Here is a 17,080-nt window from a genome sequence, read left to right as displayed (position 1 = left end):
TGAAGGGCGGAAAAAGCGAATGCCCGCGCGCGGGGACGACACGGGCACTGCTAAACAGGTTGGCGACCTGTGCCGCAGAGAGCGCGGCGACACGGTAACGCATCTCGTGCCACTTTGTTCCAAGGCTGCAGCATTCCGTTGGGCGTGTAGTGTCGTCTCCGCCGCCGCCGTCATCGGACACAGCGCTTCCTTTGCCTGCTGGCGGCCAAGACGGGTCAGGCTGGGGCGCTGCCAAAGGTATCGATCCCGTCCATGCGGTAGAAGGGATCGACATACCGAGGAAGCGCCGGCGCTCGTACAAGTGCCGACGGCAGTTTAACTCGGCGTGTTCTGGTTGGTTGCGAAGGCGCTGTTAAATTGATGAGAGAAGAACGGCAGCACCCCGAAGCTAGAAGAGGGTGCTGCCTTGCAGTTCTGGAGAACGTCACATTTTCTTCATCAGCAGCCCGCCTTACGCGGGCCCCTCTAACCACTAATGTCGCGGATGGTTCCGAAGAAAGAATAGAGGACGGCGGGTGTCGTTAAACTAAAATCCATGCAGAGGCGAATAGCGCAATGACAATAAGCAGGATCATGATTCCAGCGACGTTGAGCGGGTGCATACGACTGCCTCTGTGTTCTTAGTGAACCTGACAGGCAACGGTATGTTCCGCCTGAAGCCGACCGGTCTGCAAAGGCACCAAGAGTCGGGCTAAAAATGTGAGTGCCCGCGAGGCGAGGCGCGGGCACCTGCTAACAGGTTGGGGGACCTGAATGCCGAATTGCTCGGCAGCGTGATAATTCCTCGGCGGGCGCCTTTGTTCCCGCCAAAGACGACTTCCATTCGGGCTGATGCTCAGAGCAGAACCAGTTCGGCTCGCCGCGGCCGACTGCGAAGCCAAAGCTGCCCCATTTCGTGCAGCCCGGATGCTCGCAGTAGTGTACATACGGCCCGGCTTCGTAGTGGGGTTTCGCGCCCAGTTCGTCACTCATGTCGATCGCCTCGTCGGCCGGCGCCAAACTGCTGCTCGAAGGCCTCTTCCCAATTCGGATGGCAGGAGGCGCCGACGTGCTTCAAGGGCTCGAAATGGTATCGCGCCAGCAGTGCGGCCGAGATTATCCGCGCCATCTCCTTGCGCGCGCTTTCTGCTTTTCGCCGGTCGCGGTCGCAGGCGGCCCGCCTCAGTTCGAGCGGGATCGCGTAGAGCGTCTGCGTAACGAATGGCGTGATCGCCGGAGACCGCAGCACCGTCTCGACATCGAAGATGGCAAACGCCCCGAAGGATTCGGCAATTCCCTTAGCGAGTTCCTGGACGCCGCGAACCTCAACGGGACGGCGATACTGGTCGAGGCCGGCGTAGGCCCGCCTTTGGTGCGGAGGCATTACCGCAAGATCAACTTCAATCGCGGTTCCTAGCTCATCGGCAAGTGTTCGCATGACGCGCGTCTTTCTAGTTTCCGCCCCGGATTGATGAAATGGCGCCGCATCGCCGTCGAATGTTCCTAATATGTTCTCTCAACCGAAAGCGTCAATTCGGCTTTTCGAAAGCCTGTGCGTTAATGACCTATGGCCAAAGCATCCTCAAAGAAGCCGCGCGATCTCCCTCCTACTGATTCTATGCCGGCGCGGGTCGATCCTTGTCTCGCCACGCTGGTCGACAAGCCGCCGAAAGGTCCAGACTGGGCCTATGAGGTGAAATGGGACGGGTACCGGATTGCCGTGCACATCGAGCCCGGGCGGGTGAAGGTGCTCACGCGCGGCGGCTACGACTGGACGGAACGCTTTCCGACGATTGTCGACGACGCTCGGCGACTGGCCGTGAAAACCGCGATCCTCGATGGCGAGGCGGTCGTGCTCGACGACAAGGGCCGCTCCGATTTCGGCATGCTGCAGCGGGCGCTTGGCCGCTTGCCCTCGCCGTATGAAGCCGGCGCCATCGTCTTCTACGCCTTCGATCTCCTTTACCTCGACGGCCGCGACCTTCGCCGGCTGCCCCTGCGCGAACGCCGGCGATTGCTGGAGCCGCTCGTCGCTGGCCGCGAGGGTGCAATCCGCTTATCGGAAGAGGTCCAGGCAGACGGCGACGAGTTTTTCCGGGTCGCCTGCGCGCATGGCCTCGAAGGCATCATCGCCAAGCACGTCGAGAAGCCCTACCGCTCGGGCCGCGGCGAGTGGTGGCAGAAGATCACCTGCAAGCGGCGCGATAGCTTCGTGATCGTCGGATACGAGCTGTCAACCGTGCCTGGTCATCTCGGACGGCTTCTGCTGGCGGCACGGCAGGATGATGGCCTCGTCTATGTCGGCGGCTGCGGAACCGGCTGGTCACACGAGCTCTCGCGCGAGCTGCGCAAGCTGCTCGAGGGGATGGCGACGAAAACGCCGGCCGTGGCCCTCAGGAGGAAAGGCGCCGTCTTTGTCGAGCCGGTGCTGGTCGCCGAGGTCGAATATCGCGCCTGGACGGACGACGGGAAGCTGCGGCATGCATCCTTCAAGGGGATCAGGGAGCGGGAAGACGAGGCTTCCATTTACGAGCTACGGCCGCACTGCCTCTGCTGAGCTATTCGCTACCGGTCTTCTGAACTGCCGCAACGTGAAATAACCCGCAACACCACTGATGACCGGCGTGATCGCGCCAAAATAAGTCCAAGGTCTCGCTGCTTCGCCATCACCGTCGAAATAGGTGGTCACTATCTCGATAGCGGCAGCAGTGGTCAGCACGGCCAGCGCCAATTCCAGCAAGTAAACCCCTGTAAAAACCGCGAACCTCGCCCAGAAACCCGTTCGGGGAGCAATTGCGGCGACAACGATGGCAGCGAAGGTCGCCCTTACCCATGGCGCGATAGGAAGTTCGCCTACAGGTATCTCGTGGTGGTAGGCGACTTCAGAGGTTGCAATCATGCCAAGCCCGGCGGCCAGGGTCAGTGCGATAATGTTCAATGCGAATGTCTTGGCCCAGTTCATTTCCGCTCCACGGATGCGCTACTTCTTTTCCGCAGGACCGTTTGGGCTACGAAAGAGAAGAAGTCCTCCGCCTGCGTCTCGAATGTTGGGCCGGCCATGTCGAGACAAAAGACTGCGCCCCCCAATGAGGGGCAAAGGCAATATCGCCAGGAGGCACCGCTGTCTGCAATAGCAACCGCATCGGCAGGGACAGGACCTTCAGATCGTGGACCATACAATTCACGGGAGGCAGACTGGTAAAGCTGAAAAGATGTATGCTGTTCAACGTAGGATGCGGACTCAGGTTGGTAGATGTAGAACTCTCTTGTAGTTGAGCCCGTCCCAACTGCACGAAGGAACTCAAGGTATTGTTTGGAAATATCGGGGTAGCGCGCGGCGATGCTCATGACAACGCTCTCTGGGGGTGGCTGCAGCGATGACAATTCGTGCTTGTCATCAAGATCGAGCAAGTTGACGATGTCGTTGATCATGAGCCTTGAGCTTTCTCCACGCATAGCGGGCGGAATGAAGCAAAACTCGGCTAGGCTGTCGAGAGAAAATCGATCCCGGTGGAAACTGCAGCACGCATCGTTCAAGGGCATCAGGCCGAGAGAGGACGAGGCGGCAGTGTTCCAGCTCTCCGAAGGTATCGAGGAATAGGCGTAACTCCGCACGAAATCGGTGCCGCGTCCGCTTCAGTCCCAGTTACCGTGAGAATACTCAGATCAGTCCCGCGCTCGCACTCATGCTGGCGTAGGGCGCAGCGAAGTCGCAGCATTATGGGCTGCTACTCCCCCGTTTGTGGGTTTCTTGCATATCCTTCGCCCGTTTGGGGGTTTCTTGCCCCTTCGCCCTGCGCTTTCCCCGAGCCTGTCGGACCACTCTCCTTGGATCCAGGCGCTTCGGCTCCGTTTTGCGGCCCGCCCAACCAGTCTTTTGTACCTGCCGTCTCCTTCGCCTGATCCCCGGTTTCGGAGGGGGCTACGGCGGACTGCCCGTTTTGTTGATAACCGGCTTCGGTCTCGCCGCTACGCTGCTCATTCCATTTAAGCTGGCCACGAAGATTTTCTTGAGATTCTGCCTCGGGTGGTTTCCCCCTGCCAGACCAGCTGGAAGACGTGCCATCGCCGGAGGCGGCCCCGTATTCGGGTGGGTCTTCGATTGTCTTCTTGGCGGGAGGGATCTTAGAGTTTTCGGTCATGACGATCTCCACTGTTGCGCGTTGTTGGATTTGGATAGGGCGAACCCCGGGTTCTCTGTTGAGTCGGCGGCAGGTCGTCCAGAAGGGTGTGCGGCGTGGTCGTCTGCTGCATCGATAGTTCGCTGAGCCTGCATCCTTTCGGTCATGCTCACGAACGTCATGTAGCTATCAGGCTAGTGGATAAGAAACTACCCTACGTTTTAATGGTGCGCGCCGTTTTACTGTCGCAAGTTGTAATTGGAGAGCCAACACCAGCGTGGAATTTCTAGCCGCCGAATTCCTGACTAGGCCTCGTCCTCTACTATCGACGCCAGCGTCTGAGGTGCCACTTAGTGCTTTTGCCGAGGCCACTTCACGGCACCTCGGCGAGGGCATCCCCGAGTATCAGCATATCGAGAACACGCAGAGACCCCCTAATGGATCGTCGGAGGGGGCTCCAAGATGTCCCGCCTAAGGGCATCCAAAAGGTTGAGCAGACCCACGACCTCATGGGCCTCCTCAGGGCTGAGCTGCGAGGAGAGCCTGTCGGGACCTAAGACCGCTGGTTCCCCCGAGAAGACGTCGAAGACCGTCCAAGTCCCATCCGGTTCACGCTTCAGGCTATATCTTTGATTGTCCATGAGAATTTTCCGTCTCTATGGTCGGGAACGCCTAGGGCCCCGCTCGGTTCCCCTAGGTGCTCATAAAGGTGGCCTGAGGGCACGTTCGGTGAGGTCGGCCTGCATGCGGTCGGAGCAACCGGCATTCTCGATCCTGTCTGGAAACTTTGCCGTAGCGAGTAGACCGTATGGTCATCGGAGGGCATCAGGCCGTGACGCGGCGGTATTCGATATTCCTGTTGCAGATCAGCCAAAGAACACCTAATTTGCGGTTTCCAATTCACGAAATGTTCCGCGTTTTCAGGTATAGTTATCGCACGGCATTGGAAACCGCTTTACTTGATTTGTAGGCTGTTCAGAGAAAAATAGATTACTCTTAATCAGCGGGTCCACGGTTCGAGCCCGTGATCACCCACCAAAAACCTCAAATTCTCTCGGAACGCAGCAATGGTTCGGCTTACGCCTGGATCGCTCCGGCTAAGCTGACGAGCGGACTTCGCATAGTCGCCACAGCCGCTTGTGTATGACCGGCGGGAGCACATTCCGGGAAAGATCAAGAACTTCGTCAAGCTTGGCAGCCGGACCCTGCGACCGCGGCATCCGTTTGCATTCTAGGCCGACGGTTCTGCCCTCAGCCGGCGCAAGATCCGCGGTTGCGGCGGAGTTGAATTCGCGCGCCGATGCCGATAAACGCTTCCTCTCGCAGCGGTCGATCGGGAGCAGACCTTGAAAGAACTTCACTATCCTTTTCGCCGAGCTGAGAGCGAGCGGGTTCGGAGAGGGATATTCGATCGCGTTCTTACCCGTTACGAAACCTACAAGCTGACGGCGCGGGTCCGCAAGCGGAAGCGGACGATCGAGATGTCGTGCCTGACGCCGGGCGGGCAGCGGGCGCTCGGCAAGGAAGACATTCCGCTCGTGTTCAATACGCATAACGACCGGAAGCTGCTGCCTTCGTTTCTCGCACACTACCGAAGGCTCGGCGTTACCCGCTTCATCTGCGTCGATGACGTATCGTCGGACGCGACGCGGGATTATCTGCTTGCGCAAGCCGACGTGGACCTTTGGAGCTCGCCGGTGCGGTATCGCGATGCCCGCAGGGGGCGTGAATGGCGAGAGGCTCTGTTCGAGCACTATGGCTGGAACCGGTGGTATCTAAATGTCGATTCCGACGAGTTCCTGATCTACGAGGATTGCGAGAACCGGCCGCTCGATGCTCTTCTGCGAGCGCTGGAGAGCAAAGGGGAAAAGCGCCTCGCAGCCCCGATGCTCGACATGTATCCGATCGGACCGCTCGGGGCTGCCACGCTCGACAGCGATGATGGCCGCATGCCGTGGGAAATCGCCGATCATTTCGACGGCTCCGGATACGAGATCAGCCATACGAAGCGGGCGATCAGCATCACGGGCGGTCCGCGGAAGCGCAAATTCGCCCATCTGCTCGAACTCATCAAATATCCTGTCATCTTCTGGGATAGCGAATGCAGCCTCGGCGTCAGCATTCATCAGCCGTTGCCCTGCGAAAGGAATTTCACCGCCGTCTCCGGTGTGCTGCTGCACTTCAAGTTCTTCTCCGACTACAAGGAAAAGATCGAACAGGCAGTCGCCGACGGGCAGTATTTCGATGCTGCGGCCGTCTACCGCAAGATGTTTGAAGATCTTCAGGAGACCGGTGAGTTCGACTTTTCCGATGCGTGCTCGACGCGGTTCTCGAGTTCCAGGCAGTTGCTCGAACTCGGCTTTATCGGACCCCTGCGCTAGCCCTAGCCGCGTCCGAGGCATCGGGAGGAACGGCGCCAAACGCCTCATCGGGTGGACAGTTTACCGTTAGCTCACACCGAATACGAGGAAAGACGGGGCAGCACTCTTAAATTCCTGCGCCTCTGGCTCTATATGACCTCGTATTGACCGATTGCGGTCGAGAGACAGGGAAGGGTGGAAATGCAGCGTTTCGGACGTGTTCTGGCCATTGCGGCAATCGGTGTTGCGGCGATGATGACGGTGGTCGACGTCGCTGACGCGAGGCGGGCAGGCGGTGGCTTCGGCTCGCGCGGCAGCCGGACCTTTTCCGCCCCGCCGGTCACTCGGACGGCACCGGCACCGGCCGCGCCGATCGACAGAACCATGACACCGCGGCAGAGCACCCAGCCTTCGACCGCGACCAATCCGGCCAGCCAGAACCGGACCAATGCACGGCCGGGCTTTTTCAATGGTTTCGGCGGATCCATGCTCGGCGGTCTCATGATGGGCGGTCTCATCGGCATGCTGCTCGGCCATGGCATCGGCGGCGGCATCGGCTTCCTCGGCCTGCTGCTGCAGGTCGGCCTCGTCGTTCTGCTGACCTCCCTGGCAATGCGCTTCTTCGGCCGCAACCAGCGTCCGGCCTATTCGGCGCCCGCTGCCGCGGCCCGCTCTTCGGCGGCAGCCGGCGCAGCGCCGTCCTTCCGTATTCCGCGGATAGGTGAAGCCATGGGTGGCGGCGCTGCCACAGGGGCGTCAGCCGCCGCACCGGTACCGGTGCAGACAGATGAGATCAGCGTGGGCCAAGACGATCTCGATCGCTTCGAGGCGATGCTGAAGGATGTGCAGGCTGCCTACGGAGCGGAGGATTATGCGGCGCTGCGTAAGCTGACCACACCCGAAGCCATGTCCTACCTCGCGGAAGAGCTGAGCGACAACGCAACAAAGGGCCTCAAGAACGAAGTCCGCGACGTTCACCTCGTTCAGGGCGACCTCGCGGAGGCATGGAGAGAAAACGGTACCGAATATGCGACGGTCGCCATGCGCTACGAGAGCATCGACGTGATGCGTGACAGGGCCACCGGCAGGGTCGTGAGCGGCAATGCCGACGAGGCGACAGACGCCGTCGAGATATGGACGTTCGCGCGAAAGCCCGGCGCCGACTGGCAGGTATCTGCCATCCAGGGCGTCGAGGCCTGAACGCCCGCCAGCCTGACCGCCGGGCGGCAAGCCTGCCACCGGCATCATGATCCGATCAGAAGAAGGCGAAGATCGGCTATTGACGGCGCTGCTCTTTGCCGCTCTTTTCTGACGGGCGGATTCGCCTTAACATCTTGAATTCCGGTTGAGTTCTGCGCGGTGGTTCGTTCAGTCCGGCACGTGTCGGCCTGCTGATCTTTCGCCCGCAGCCGATCGAGGAGCGGCGATATGACGAAGCTTGGCAAGACGGGTGGCAGCGCGCGTACAACGTTCTGCGCTGCGGCGATCACGGTGTGGGCCCTTGCCGCCGGCGTCGCCGCAGCGGCGGATTGCAAAAGCGCTGCTGGACCGGGTACGGACTGGCAGGATTGCAACAAAAAGCAGATCATGCTGGGTGGTAGCGACCTCCCGGACAGCAATTTGTTCAACACCGATTTTACGATGACCGACCTGCGCGGGGCCAATCTCACGTCCACTAATCTGGAGAAGGCGACGCTCGTTCGTGCTTCGCTCGCCAGGGCGAAAGCGGACAAGGCGAATTTCAGCAGGGTGGAGGCCTATCGCGGCAACTTTTCAGCCATCTCTGCGGAGAATGCATCCTTCGCGAGTGCCGAGCTGCAGCGCACCGACTTCACCGGAGCACGGCTGGCAGGCGCCGACTTCGAGAAAGCGGAACTCGGGCGCGCCAATTTCGACAAGGCCGTACTGACGGGCACGCGCTTCGCGATGGCCAATCTTTCGCGCGCCAAGCTGAGCGGTGCGGTTCTCGAAGGACCGATCGATCTGGATCGCGCCTTTCTTTTCCTGACGAGGATAGAGGGCGTCGACCTTTCCAGAGCCTCCGGGCTCACACAGGAACAGGTCGATCTCACCTGCGGTGACGGCGCGACCAAGTTGCCGTCGGGACTGGCCGTGCCCGCTAAATGGCCGTGCCCTCCCGACGACGATTGAAGCGTGAAGGTCGGGCGCTTCAACGATCACCGTTCGGTGCCGCAAGCTCGGCGGACACAAGCCTGAGACCCGGTCGTGCCTGCGGCGACTCCGCGCCGGCTCTCCGTTGCGGCCGATCGTCCTGCGCCGCCGCTTCAGCCAGATCATAGCCGAGAGCGAAGGCGATTTTCTTCAGCATTTCGCGAGCGCGAAACTCATGACGGGCTATGGCCTGGCTTTCGGTGACGAAGTAGGCGGCACTGACAGCCTCGATGAGATTGAGGGCAGCGAGATTGACGACGGCATATGTCTCGGCGCGGATCACAGGGCGCCTCCGAATTGCTGCCGGGGATTGTGCGTACCGAGCTGCCGCTGGACCTGGCTCGCATCCGCGCCGCTGCCGAACTCGCGCTCGCGATTGAGTGCGAAGAAGGCGTCGTCGACGAGATCCGACGCGGGCCGGGCTTCACGCTGGAAGATATGCCCATCTGCACCAAGATGCCAGGCGAGCGAAGCCAGGCTGGAATAGGCGGAGGAGAGAAAGCACTTGAGCGCCATCTGGTTCTGCGCGTCGGTTGAACGGAGAAAGTCGGCGGCGAAGAGTTCGTCGACCTGGCCATGAAGATCGGATCTGATGCGGGGGAGGGACATGTGGCGCTTATTCTCCTCGTATCGCTGCCGGCGTTCGTCCGCCGTGCAATTCTGCCCTGTGTTCACCCAACATTGCATCTGACACGATACATGTCAACACGAATTGTGTTGAGTCAGCCGACATGAGTGATGCCGTCGGGGTGCGGCAAAGGAATAAGCTCGCTGGTTCGACTTTCGCCCGACGACTGGGGGGGCTTTGCGTCCCTCAGGCGTTGCCGGCGAGCGCGATATAATGGACCGAGTGAACGGTACAGGCTTCGAAGCGCAGTTCCTTATGGGGGTTGAACTGCTCGAGAACCAGTTCGGAGCTGTTGTGGCGCACGAACTTCTTGACGTAGGCCAGCAGGGCCCCGCCTTCTTCCAGCCGAATCTGAGCGATCACGTAGTCGCCTTTCCGGACACGGCGGCTGGGATCGACGAAGCAGACCTCGCCGTCTTCGTAGCGGGGGTACATCGAATCGCCTGAAACCGAGACCGCATATGCGCCCGAGATGTCCGAGAGTATCGGCGGCGCCATGACTTCGTACAGCACGTTGCCGTTCATTATGAATTCACCATCAACCCCGCCGACGGCCTGACCGAAGACCGGGATCTTTTCCCCCTGGCCGATCACCTTGGCGCCGATCCGGGCGTTCGGCGCGTCGACTTCGACCATTGTCGAGCCGGTCGCGGAGCCCGTGGAGCTTCGGCGGTCGGTGCCGGTCAGCAGCCAAAGCGGGTCGACATTGAACTTGCGGCCGTAGACCTCCGCTTCGCTGAGTTCGAACTCGTTCTGCCCATTCTCGTGGGCGCGATAGGTCGAGGCCACGATGCCCAAGGCATTCGCTGCGTCGGAGGCGAACCGATAGCCCGCTTTGACGCGCGCCTCGCGCAATCTTTCAGCTCTTTCGCTCATGACACGGGACTTAGCAATGTTGATAACATAAATCATGTTGACAACACGACATTATAGATGTCATTGGTAAAGTCAAGTCGCGGCTGCGGAGGCACCGCGACTGCTCGGAGCACGGCAAAGGGAGTTCGAGAACAGTGGCGGAGAATTCGGAACTGGCAAGGCAGACGCGACACTATCGCGCCGTACGGGAGCGGCTGGCCCGCCCGAGCGAAGCGATGGGCCGATCTGCGCGCATCAAAGAGCTCGAAGGACAATTGGTCGACCTTGCTTCCGACAACGAAGCGAAAGGACGGCGGATTGCGAGACTGGAAGCCGATCTCGCCGATGCGGGAGCGCGGCTGCTCGCCCAGGCCCGAATTCTGCTTGGCAGCCGAGATACCGGTGCGTCGAATGAGGCCGGCCGCGACAGAGCGCCGATCGAGGAAATCGTTGCCGCCGTGCTCGAGGATTTTCCCGGTGTGAGCTGGGACGACATCATCAGTGTGCGCCGGGAGCGCCGGCTGGTGAAGCCGAGGCATGCCTGCATGCGCGCGGTCTATGAGCGCCGCCGGGATCTCTCGCTGGCGGGGATCGGCCGCATCTTCCATAGAGACCACACGACCGTGCTTGCGGTCGTGAATGATGGAGGCGCCGGAAGCCGGGCAGCTTCCAGAGATGACACCGTCGGCTGAGCCTTGCGGCGGCTCGTATTCCATACCCACCCTCAGTTCACCCTGAATACCGTCACGTCCCGCCGCTTCACGGCAGGTCGCCCGCAACGGATGTCTCAATCACCACGCTCGAAAGGATTCCCATGTTGACCAAGGCTCAGAAATTGCGTGCAAAGCGCAAGGCACAACTCGGACGGCCGCGGAAGGCCAATGCCGAGCGCTTTGCATGCGGCAAGATAAAGCCGGAGTGGTCCAAACAGGAAAGCGAAAAGGAGGCCATGGCTGTGGCGCTTGCAGCGCGCAAGCGCATGCATGGCCTCGAGACGAGAGGCGCGCTCGCCGGCTACACGCTCGGCCGGTTGTTTCTAGACGGGCGGATTACCGAGCAGCAGCGGGAGGCGGGCGACGACTACGCGGCGGCGATGGTGCGCTATTATCATTTGACGGGCATCGCGTTTCCAAGCGTCAGAGCCCAGCAGATCGGCCACGTAAGAGGACATGCAAGCGAGCCGAGCGAGGCCCGCGCCGTGAAGGCGAAGAACGCGGCGGAGAGAATGATGAGGCTCGAAGGCCTGTTGCTCGGATGCGAGGAGGGGCGGCAGGTGAAAGCCACCGTCTTCAACGTCTGCGTGATGGATTACGAAGGGTTGAGAATGATGCCGGAAGCCTAATTGGATTGGCTGAAGCGGGGCCTGAATGCCCTCCTCTTCGAAAAGGGCTTGCGTGAATATGGGAAGAAGGATATTTCGTTTACTCCATAATAGGAATAATATCCTATATTTCGATCCGGCCTAAGCCGGTTCAGACCGTGCCACAAGAATGCCGGGCAAACCATCGTCCCAAAACCGCTGCACTTTTGGGCGAATAGAGGTTAAATGCGTTCAATGCGAAGGTGCCTCGAACGAGCATGTCGAGGCGCATCGACCGTTTCCCCGGAGCAGAAAGAAGGTAAGTCCGTGAAAGCTTCAGCAATGCTCGCCTTTGCGGTGATTGCCGTAGCGACAGGTATGCTACCGGCACAAGCCCAGACCTGCAGCACGGGAATTTGCGCCGGTCGTCCCGCGGGAACCAGCAACCACGATCTCTTCATCGAGAGGGAATACCGCGACTTCCTGCAACAGCGATATCCGAACTACGGCTCCCGCTATCGCGGCAGGGCTCCCGACATCGGCATAGGCCCCGGTGCGACGGTGGGAGGCCCTTCGCCCCGGGCGGTGGACAGATCGCGCCTGCGCCAACGGCAAAGGGGGCAGGTCGACGCCAATGCGCATCTTCGCTGGTGCCAGGAGCGCTACGCCTCGTATCGCGCTGCGGACGATACGTTTCAGCCCTTCGACGGCGGGCGCCGCCGGTGTAACTCGCCTTACAATTAGAGGGGATAACCCCTCAGCGCGTTTTGCGCAGGAGCTTAACAGCGACGTAAGCCGCGGACTGCGCCTGAAGCTGAGTGGCGAACTGACCCTGGGCCGGATAGGTGACGCCGCGATAGCTGAGGACGAAGGCCCAGCGCCCGTTCGTTCGCTTTTCGACCCTGATTTCGGCATCGGGCTTGTTATCTGGACTCACCGCAGTCTTCCTCGTTCGCCATTCAGCGCCGGCATGACCCCGGCGCGAGTAACTTGCGCATCCGGCGGCGGAAAGCAAGAGTTCGCGGCGGTGCCCGGCATGCCTGAAGCGCTGCCTGCCGCACCTGTAAATGGTCCGGTGCAGGTTTGAACGTCGTCCCCGGTTACTCGACGGATTTAACCGGGCCGAAACGCTCCATGACGAACGAAGTCTGGACGCCACCCTGCAGGCGATCGGTCTTTTCAAGTTTTACGCTGGCGAACTGACCGGATTCGGCGAGGGGCGTGCGGTGCCAGGCCGTGGTGACGAACAAGCCGGCACCGACGATGAAACCGACGGCAACATAGATCCAAGGATTGCGCATGGACGAAGCTCCTTCTCTCGGGAAGGCAAATGCATTGCGGGCTGTCGTGGTTCCCCGACGATCGGGATACTGGCCTAAATTTCAGTCTCTATAGTAATGTTCAAAGCAATGTGTTTTTGCCTCGGCACGAAACGTCGTCCGACATCGAGCAACGATAGCGAACCGATCGCTGCCGTTCATCCGAGACATCATTATCGAAATATATACCCAAGCCCTCAAGCATCAGCCTTTCAGGATTGAAGCAGAGGCCAATGTCTTATGCAAGGAAATTATAATATACATCCGTACAACAAAATTTGAGCAGCCTCTTCATCAAGCAGGCATCCGAGCAGCGGGTTCATAGCGGGCCGCGCGTTGGCAGCAGCAGGCGAACCTACCTCCTGCGGTCCGTCGTGAGACATCGGAGAGATTTCCCGTGGGCAAATCGAAAAACAAGCGCTCTTGGCGTGACGAAGGCTTGCGCACCGAGAGGCATTTGCGGTATTCCATAAATCAAGGATAGGAATTTTATCCTCTCAGGGCTTCAGCATCGTGATCTATGGCTTGTTGAGATTCTGATACCCGCCCCGGCTTGTTTGATCTCCTCATCCCTGTGGTCGTCACAGGCTCCAGTGAGACCAAGCCCTTGAGCCGAAAGAACGCTTCCCGCGCCGCAGACGCGGCGCTGCTGGATTTCTGTGACAAGCACAGAGAGATGAGAGTGGAGGAGGAATTGCAATCCTGCTCCGATCCTGCGAAGGCGACCTCGAAAACGTCCGGCGCTCCTCTCGGCGCGGCGTGCTCCTCACTTCCGATTCATGGTTCACGGCGATGCCGCGCGTTCCAAGACGCCGCGGCGCCGTGTGCGGCCGGCGGTGCGCTTCCGCGTCACCCGAATCCGCGAGGCGGATTCTGCGTGAAGACGCGTTGACCCCAAAATCTCGCATGATCCAGGCGCCAGCGGCGCCGGGCGAGTGGGCGGCATCGCCGGCCGCAAATGAATTTGATCCACCGCAATACCCGCGAAACACAGATATTCATGAGGAGAAGTCCATGAGTGAAAGGAAGGGCCAGCCCCTCCTGGGCCAACGATGACACTTAAACAGGCGTTATCGAGATGGCGGGAATAGGCGGCATCCAACATGCTTTCCCAAGGGATCCGCTTCAGAGACCTGGCTTCGGCGACCGGAGGCGGTTAGCCCAAGTACTCGACTGCTATGACGAGGTTGCCGAAGAGTGTCTGCCCCGGGTCGCCTGATACTCTCGGGGTGTAGTAAAGAGGAACGACGCGGGGACGTCCGCTCCAAAGGCGCAACGTAGGAAAACCAGTGTGGCTCACGCAGCAGGCATCCTGCTGCGAGGGGTCGTTCCAAAAGCTGAACGTGTAAGATGAGGCCGACATATCCCGCAACTGGATCACGTGCTCACCGATCGGCACGAAACAATCATCTTCTCCATCGCACCAGCCGCTCGTTTGCTCGAAACTTCTGTCAGGCATTTGAAGCCAGGCCTTCACGAAGTATTGCGGTTCGCCCCGTTCCCCCGCAGAGGCGGAGATCGTCGATGCGGCAATGAGAAAGGCGGTGGCGAGGCTTCGGCGCATATTCCCTCCGTGGCGGTTTTCTCTTCGATAAACGAGGCGGCACAGTCCTGTTGCGCCAATCTGATCCGGGATTCTGGCGCAATTATGGATTGCATATGGCGGGAAGATTGTTCCAGAAATTGTGGTCATGAGCTGCCGGCCCGAGAAGGACGAGGAGCGGAGAAATTCATGATGAAAGATCAGAGCGCCATGCCGGAGGCGGAAGCGCCGGACGCGGCGGGCATGCCGGCTGCGAGAGGTGAGGGCAGCCCGCTGGGGAGCAGCTTTCTCGGTGCCGTGCGCGCGGATTTCGCCCAGCATGGCAGCGAGGTCATCGCTCGCATTCGCGACGAGAAGCCGGAAGCCTATCTGAAGCTCGTCGCCTCGGTTCTGCCGAAGGACCTGAGTGCCGCAACCGGCGGGGTTGACGATTTGTCGGACGAACAGATCATCGACCGGATCCGCGCGCTGGACGCTGCGATCCGGCCACTGCTTCCCGCCAGGAAGAGGGCAGGCGGCCTGCGAAAGCGCGTGCCGCCCGCGAAAGTGCAGCTTTAATGCGTCGGCGCCACTCTTGCCGAAACAGACGCTTCGCTGCTCGAGAAGATGATGACGGCAAAGAGCAGAACGCCAGCGAAGGCGATGAGCGACGAAACGGCGACGATCGGCTCCACGGCCGTGTTTCCGGATAGCATCAGGTAGAGCGACGGAATCAGGACGGCCACCCCGAAGGTGTAGACGGCGTACTGAATCACCGCCAGCCGCCTTGCCGCCTTTTGAGGATTAAGCGCGTGATAGCCGCCGAAAATCGCCATGGTTACCCAGCCGAGCAGATTGGCGTGGGCGTGGGCGCCCGTTGCGGCATGGTTGCCTGTGATCGACATATGCAGGCCGATCGAAATGCCCAGGATCAAAAAAACAATCGCCGTTCTGAAATAAAGATTTGCAATACGTGGCATCGGTTTCCCCTCCGAGAAAAAAAGAAAATTAGCATGTTCTCATGCGTATGAGAACATGCAGATAAAAGGCCCTTTCACGCCGCCTCGCTGTTCCAGATGTGACAAATCGGAAAACGAGGACCAGGCTTCCAAGGAAACTGCCCGTTCTGATTGAGTGTTGCCCGCATATGGGTCGCGTGGGGCGTGGAACATATTCTGACTTCTCGCATTCGTAGGATGAACGATGTTCTTTGTAGCGCACCCACATCTTCGGAGGCGCGCAAAAGTCGCTGCAGAAACTCGATTTGGCGCGTGATTTCGTTCGCAGAAATTTCGATCGTGCAAGGGAGAACCGCAATATGCTTGGCACCGTCCTCCTCATTATTCTGATCCTGCTTTTGATCGGCGCCATTCCGGCCTGGCCCTACTCGTCCGGCTGGGGATACGGCCCTTCGGGAATTCTCGGCGTTCTGGTCGTGGTCCTGTTGATCTTGCTCTTGATGGGCAGAATCTGAAGGCCCGAGGCACACAGAGCCGATTTCACCAACTCGCGCCGTCGATAAGGCGGTGCGGGATGTCTTCCCAGACCGAACGATCGAAGACGCGCATGTTGACCCCCATGCGCGGTGAGCTGCGGCCGGCCGGCGACCAGTGGGTTATGCAGCCGCAAACGCCGCAGTGGTGCATGGTCAAGGTCCTGTCGCCTTGGACATATCCGACGAGCTTTCTTTCAGGATCGGTGATGCTGACCTCGCTGGAAGGGTAATAGCCCCAAAGCGTGCCGAGCCTGCTGCAGAGCGAGCAGTTGCAATCGCCGAGCGTCTCCGGGCGGACGGGGACCGCGACGCGGACCGCCCTGCAATGGCAATGGCCTTCGATCATGATTTTCTCCCATCGGCGCTTCGTATGTCAGCACGGCATTGGGGACATTATTGATCTTATTCCGGCGCAGTCCAGCAAAGACGAAGCGATGCTTACGCCGGCTACGACCGCAATTCGCAAAAATATAGAGGCGTGATCACGGATGAGCGTATCCAACCCATCCGAGGGGACAATTGCGTCCGGCCTTTCCGCGATGCTCAGGGAACAGATGCTGCTGATGGCGGAGCTCCACAGGCGGCAACGAACGAATATCCTTGCCGCCTACCGGCCCTATGCCAAGCAGCGGGAGTTCCATGCGGCGGGCGCGGCTTTTCGCGAGAGGCTGTTCATGGCCGGCAACCAGCTCGGCAAGACGCTGGCCGGCGCAGCGGAGGCGGCGATGCACCTGACCGGGCGCTATCCCGACTGGTGGCAGGGCCGGCGGTTCGACCGGCCGATCGTCTTGCTGGCGGGCTCGGAGTCCTATGAACTGACCCGCGACGGCGTGCAACGGCTACTGGTCGGGCCGCCCCTCAACGAGGAGGAGTGGGGCACCGGATTTCTCCCGAAAGCGGCGATCAAGGCGACGACGCGCCGCGCCGGCGCTTCCGGTGCTCTCGACAGCGTGACGGTGCGGCATGTTTCGGGCAGAGCCTCGACGCTGCTCTTCAAGGCATACGAACAGGGGCGCGCCAAATGGCAGGCCAATACGGTGGATTACGTCTGGTTCGACGAGGAGCCGCCGGAAGACGTCTATTTCGAAGGGATTACCCGCACCAATGCAACGCGCGGCGCCATCGCGGTCACCTTTACGCCGCTCAGGGGCCTGAGCGCGGTCGTGGCCAGGTACCTCATGGAAAAATCGCCGGATCGCGCGGTGATCACCATGACGATCGAGGATGCCGAACACTATACGCTCGAGGATCGCCAGCGGGTGATCGACAGCTATCCCGCCCATGAGCGGGAGGCGCGCACCAGGGGCGTGCCGGCGCTCGGATCGCCGC

21 protein-coding genes and 3 pseudogenes are annotated in these 17,080 nt (G+C 60.2%); 11 read left to right on the top strand and 13 right to left on the bottom strand.

The window, feature by feature from the left end:
• Positions 1-732 precede the first annotated feature (732 nt).
• Positions 733-972 carry an EsV-1-7 cysteine-rich motif-containing protein gene (locus ACTJKL_RS00220; protein ID WP_440851860.1) on the bottom strand — a complete coding sequence of 80 codons (240 nt, stop codon included), beginning with the start codon at positions 970-972 and terminating at the stop codon, positions 733-735.
• A complete protein-coding gene (locus ACTJKL_RS00215) occupies positions 965-1,417 on the bottom strand; it encodes a hypothetical protein (RefSeq protein ID WP_440851859.1) in 453 nt (150 codons plus the stop codon). The genes ACTJKL_RS00220 and ACTJKL_RS00215 overlap by 8 nt, the downstream gene beginning before the upstream one ends.
• A 129-nt stretch (positions 1,418-1,546) precedes the next feature.
• Here ACTJKL_RS00215 and ligD point away from each other — a divergent pair, with 129 nt between their 5' ends.
• Positions 1,547-2,536 (top strand): non-homologous end-joining DNA ligase, encoded by a 990-nt coding sequence (gene ligD, locus ACTJKL_RS00210; protein ID WP_440851858.1) that lies wholly within the window; start codon positions 1,547-1,549, stop codon positions 2,534-2,536.
• On the opposite strand, the gene ACTJKL_RS00205 is transcribed toward ligD, so the two are convergent.
• The 3 genes from ACTJKL_RS00205 to ACTJKL_RS00195 form a co-directional block, all read right to left on the bottom strand.
• A complete protein-coding gene (locus ACTJKL_RS00205; protein ID WP_440851857.1) occupies positions 2,513-2,941 on the bottom strand; it encodes a hypothetical protein in 429 nt (142 codons plus the stop codon). The genes ligD and ACTJKL_RS00205 overlap by 24 nt on opposite strands.
• Positions 2,938-3,411 (bottom strand): SMI1/KNR4 family protein, encoded by a 474-nt coding sequence (locus tag ACTJKL_RS00200; RefSeq protein ID WP_440851856.1) that lies wholly within the window; start codon positions 3,409-3,411, stop codon positions 2,938-2,940. Before ACTJKL_RS00200 ends, ACTJKL_RS00205 begins: the two co-directional genes overlap by 4 nt.
• Before the next feature lie 296 nt (positions 3,412-3,707).
• Entirely contained in the window at positions 3,708-4,121 is a 414-nt protein-coding gene (locus tag ACTJKL_RS00195) for a hypothetical protein (protein ID WP_440851855.1), read from the bottom strand.
• 1,121 nt (positions 4,122-5,242) lie between these two features.
• On the opposite strand from ACTJKL_RS00195, the pseudogene ACTJKL_RS00190 reads away from it, so the two are divergent.
• The 4 genes and pseudogenes from ACTJKL_RS00190 to ACTJKL_RS00175 all read left to right on the top strand — a co-directional run.
• Positions 5,243-5,335: pseudogene (locus ACTJKL_RS00190) on the top strand (Stf0 family sulfotransferase); the annotation flags it as partial.
• Between the two features lie 246 nt (positions 5,336-5,581).
• Positions 5,582-6,481, top strand: a complete 900-nt coding sequence (locus ACTJKL_RS00185; RefSeq protein ID WP_440852183.1) for a glycosyltransferase family 2 protein — start codon at positions 5,582-5,584, stop codon at positions 6,479-6,481.
• Positions 6,482-6,661: 180 nt separating this feature from the next.
• Positions 6,662-7,660, top strand: a complete 999-nt coding sequence (locus ACTJKL_RS00180; protein WP_440851854.1) for a Tim44 domain-containing protein — start codon at positions 6,662-6,664, stop codon at positions 7,658-7,660.
• 228 nt (positions 7,661-7,888) lie between these two features.
• A complete protein-coding gene (locus tag ACTJKL_RS00175; RefSeq protein WP_440851853.1) occupies positions 7,889-8,611 on the top strand; it encodes a pentapeptide repeat-containing protein in 723 nt (240 codons plus the stop codon).
• Positions 8,612-8,630: 19 nt separating this feature from the next.
• On the opposite strand, the gene ACTJKL_RS00170 is transcribed toward ACTJKL_RS00175, so the two are convergent.
• The 3 genes from ACTJKL_RS00170 to ACTJKL_RS00160 all read right to left on the bottom strand — a co-directional run bounded on the left by ACTJKL_RS00170 (position 8,631) and on the right by ACTJKL_RS00160 (position 10,136).
• Positions 8,631-8,915 carry a hypothetical protein gene (locus ACTJKL_RS00170; RefSeq protein ID WP_100674863.1) on the bottom strand — a complete coding sequence of 95 codons (285 nt, stop codon included), beginning with the start codon at positions 8,913-8,915 and terminating at the stop codon, positions 8,631-8,633.
• Positions 8,912-9,241 carry a hypothetical protein gene (locus ACTJKL_RS00165; protein WP_338283476.1) on the bottom strand — a complete coding sequence of 110 codons (330 nt, stop codon included), beginning with the start codon at positions 9,239-9,241 and terminating at the stop codon, positions 8,912-8,914. The genes ACTJKL_RS00170 and ACTJKL_RS00165 overlap by 4 nt, the downstream gene beginning before the upstream one ends.
• A gap of 205 nt (positions 9,242-9,446) precedes the next feature.
• Complete coding sequence (locus ACTJKL_RS00160; RefSeq protein WP_440851852.1) at positions 9,447-10,136, bottom strand: S24 family peptidase; 690 nt, start codon at positions 10,134-10,136, stop codon at positions 9,447-9,449.
• A gap of 134 nt (positions 10,137-10,270) precedes the next feature.
• Between ACTJKL_RS00160 and ACTJKL_RS00155 the strand changes: the two genes are divergently transcribed.
• The 3 genes and pseudogenes from ACTJKL_RS00155 to ACTJKL_RS00145 all read left to right on the top strand — a co-directional run bounded on the left by ACTJKL_RS00155 (position 10,271) and on the right by ACTJKL_RS00145 (position 12,159).
• Entirely contained in the window at positions 10,271-10,807 is a 537-nt protein-coding gene (locus tag ACTJKL_RS00155; RefSeq protein WP_324761938.1) for a helix-turn-helix domain-containing protein, read from the top strand.
• 122 nt (positions 10,808-10,929) lie between these two features.
• Positions 10,930-11,547, top strand: a pseudogene (locus ACTJKL_RS00150) (hypothetical protein).
• A gap of 246 nt (positions 11,548-11,793) precedes the next feature.
• A complete protein-coding gene (locus ACTJKL_RS00145; protein WP_440852182.1) occupies positions 11,794-12,159 on the top strand; it encodes a BA14K family protein in 366 nt (121 codons plus the stop codon).
• A 13-nt stretch (positions 12,160-12,172) separates the two neighbouring features.
• On the opposite strand, the gene ACTJKL_RS00140 is transcribed toward ACTJKL_RS00145, so the two are convergent.
• The 3 genes from ACTJKL_RS00140 to ACTJKL_RS00130 all read right to left on the bottom strand — a co-directional run bounded on the left by ACTJKL_RS00140 (position 12,173) and on the right by ACTJKL_RS00130 (position 14,298).
• On the bottom strand, positions 12,173-12,352 hold the full coding sequence (locus ACTJKL_RS00140; RefSeq protein WP_275597732.1) for a hypothetical protein: 180 nt from the start codon (positions 12,350-12,352) through the stop codon (positions 12,173-12,175).
• Between the two features lie 163 nt (positions 12,353-12,515).
• The gene (locus tag ACTJKL_RS00135) at positions 12,516-12,716 is read right to left on the bottom strand and encodes a hypothetical protein (RefSeq protein WP_018095315.1); all 201 of its coding nucleotides are present in this window, start codon (positions 12,714-12,716) and stop codon (positions 12,516-12,518) included.
• Between the two features lie 1,174 nt (positions 12,717-13,890).
• The gene (locus ACTJKL_RS00130; RefSeq protein WP_440852181.1) at positions 13,891-14,298 is read right to left on the bottom strand and encodes a hypothetical protein; all 408 of its coding nucleotides are present in this window, start codon (positions 14,296-14,298) and stop codon (positions 13,891-13,893) included.
• 171 nt (positions 14,299-14,469) lie between these two features.
• Between ACTJKL_RS00130 and ACTJKL_RS00125 the strand changes: the two genes are divergently transcribed.
• Positions 14,470-14,835, top strand: a complete 366-nt coding sequence (locus ACTJKL_RS00125; protein WP_100674885.1) for a hypothetical protein — start codon at positions 14,470-14,472, stop codon at positions 14,833-14,835.
• Here ACTJKL_RS00125 and ACTJKL_RS00120 read toward each other — a convergent pair.
• Positions 14,832-15,236 (bottom strand): hypothetical protein, encoded by a 405-nt coding sequence (locus ACTJKL_RS00120; RefSeq protein ID WP_018095312.1) that lies wholly within the window; start codon positions 15,234-15,236, stop codon positions 14,832-14,834. The genes ACTJKL_RS00125 and ACTJKL_RS00120 overlap by 4 nt on opposite strands.
• Positions 15,237-15,574: 338 nt before the next feature.
• Here ACTJKL_RS00120 and ACTJKL_RS00115 point away from each other — a divergent pair, with 338 nt between their 5' ends.
• On the top strand, positions 15,575-15,730 hold the full coding sequence (locus tag ACTJKL_RS00115; RefSeq protein WP_020487478.1) for a DUF3309 family protein: 156 nt from the start codon (positions 15,575-15,577) through the stop codon (positions 15,728-15,730).
• A gap of 25 nt (positions 15,731-15,755) precedes the next feature.
• On the opposite strand, the gene ACTJKL_RS00110 is transcribed toward ACTJKL_RS00115, so the two are convergent.
• Complete coding sequence (locus ACTJKL_RS00110; RefSeq protein WP_018095310.1) at positions 15,756-16,097, bottom strand: GFA family protein; 342 nt, start codon at positions 16,095-16,097, stop codon at positions 15,756-15,758.
• 142 nt (positions 16,098-16,239) lie between these two features.
• On the opposite strand from ACTJKL_RS00110, the pseudogene ACTJKL_RS00105 reads away from it, so the two are divergent.
• Positions 16,240-17,076: pseudogene (locus ACTJKL_RS00105) on the top strand (terminase large subunit domain-containing protein); the annotation flags it as partial.
• Positions 17,077-17,080: the final 4 nt, after the last annotated feature.

The organism is Sinorhizobium sp. 22678 (genome assembly GCF_052044265.1).
Lineage (GTDB): Bacteria > Pseudomonadota > Alphaproteobacteria > Rhizobiales > Rhizobiaceae > Sinorhizobium > Sinorhizobium meliloti_A.
The sequence above is the reverse complement of the archived record's forward strand: the minus strand, read 5'-3'. Positions and strand labels throughout refer to the sequence as shown.

What these genes read in the sequence shown, in the direction of transcription:
- ACTJKL_RS00185 (WP_440852183.1), top strand. Translation starts at nt 5,582, where the DNA reads ATGTCGTGCCTGACGCCGGGCGGGCAGCGGGCGCTCGGCAAGGAAGAC.
- ACTJKL_RS00115 (WP_020487478.1), top strand. Translation starts at nt 15,575, where the DNA reads ATGCTTGGCACCGTCCTCCTCATTATTCTGATCCTGCTTTTGATCGGC.
- ACTJKL_RS00135 (WP_018095315.1), bottom strand. Translation starts at nt 12,716, where the DNA reads ATGCGCAATCCTTGGATCTATGTTGCCGTCGGTTTCATCGTCGGTGCC.
- ACTJKL_RS00215 (WP_440851859.1), bottom strand. Translation starts at nt 1,417, where the DNA reads ATGCGAACACTTGCCGATGAGCTAGGAACCGCGATTGAAGTTGATCTT.
- ACTJKL_RS00220 (WP_440851860.1), bottom strand. Translation starts at nt 972, where the DNA reads ATGAGTGACGAACTGGGCGCGAAACCCCACTACGAAGCCGGGCCGTAT.
- ACTJKL_RS00120 (WP_018095312.1), bottom strand. Translation starts at nt 15,236, where the DNA reads ATGCCACGTATTGCAAATCTTTATTTCAGAACGGCGATTGTTTTTTTG.
- ACTJKL_RS00145 (WP_440852182.1), top strand. Translation starts at nt 11,794, where the DNA reads ATGCTACCGGCACAAGCCCAGACCTGCAGCACGGGAATTTGCGCCGGT.
- ACTJKL_RS00130 (WP_440852181.1), bottom strand. Translation starts at nt 14,298, where the DNA reads ATGCGCCGAAGCCTCGCCACCGCCTTTCTCATTGCCGCATCGACGATC.
- ACTJKL_RS00175 (WP_440851853.1), top strand. Translation starts at nt 7,889, where the DNA reads ATGACGAAGCTTGGCAAGACGGGTGGCAGCGCGCGTACAACGTTCTGC.
- ACTJKL_RS00110 (WP_018095310.1), bottom strand. Translation starts at nt 16,097, where the DNA reads ATGATCGAAGGCCATTGCCATTGCAGGGCGGTCCGCGTCGCGGTCCCC.
- ACTJKL_RS00165 (WP_338283476.1), bottom strand. Translation starts at nt 9,241, where the DNA reads ATGTCCCTCCCCCGCATCAGATCCGATCTTCATGGCCAGGTCGACGAA.
- ACTJKL_RS00125 (WP_100674885.1), top strand. Translation starts at nt 14,470, where the DNA reads ATGAAAGATCAGAGCGCCATGCCGGAGGCGGAAGCGCCGGACGCGGCG.
- ACTJKL_RS00195 (WP_440851855.1), bottom strand. Translation starts at nt 4,121, where the DNA reads ATGACCGAAAACTCTAAGATCCCTCCCGCCAAGAAGACAATCGAAGAC.
- ACTJKL_RS00180 (WP_440851854.1), top strand. Translation starts at nt 6,662, where the DNA reads ATGCAGCGTTTCGGACGTGTTCTGGCCATTGCGGCAATCGGTGTTGCG.
- ACTJKL_RS00200 (WP_440851856.1), bottom strand. Translation starts at nt 3,411, where the DNA reads ATGATCAACGACATCGTCAACTTGCTCGATCTTGATGACAAGCACGAA.
- ACTJKL_RS00160 (WP_440851852.1), bottom strand. Translation starts at nt 10,136, where the DNA reads ATGAGCGAAAGAGCTGAAAGATTGCGCGAGGCGCGCGTCAAAGCGGGC.
- ACTJKL_RS00205 (WP_440851857.1), bottom strand. Translation starts at nt 2,941, where the DNA reads ATGAACTGGGCCAAGACATTCGCATTGAACATTATCGCACTGACCCTG.
- ligD (WP_440851858.1), top strand. Translation starts at nt 1,547, where the DNA reads ATGGCCAAAGCATCCTCAAAGAAGCCGCGCGATCTCCCTCCTACTGAT.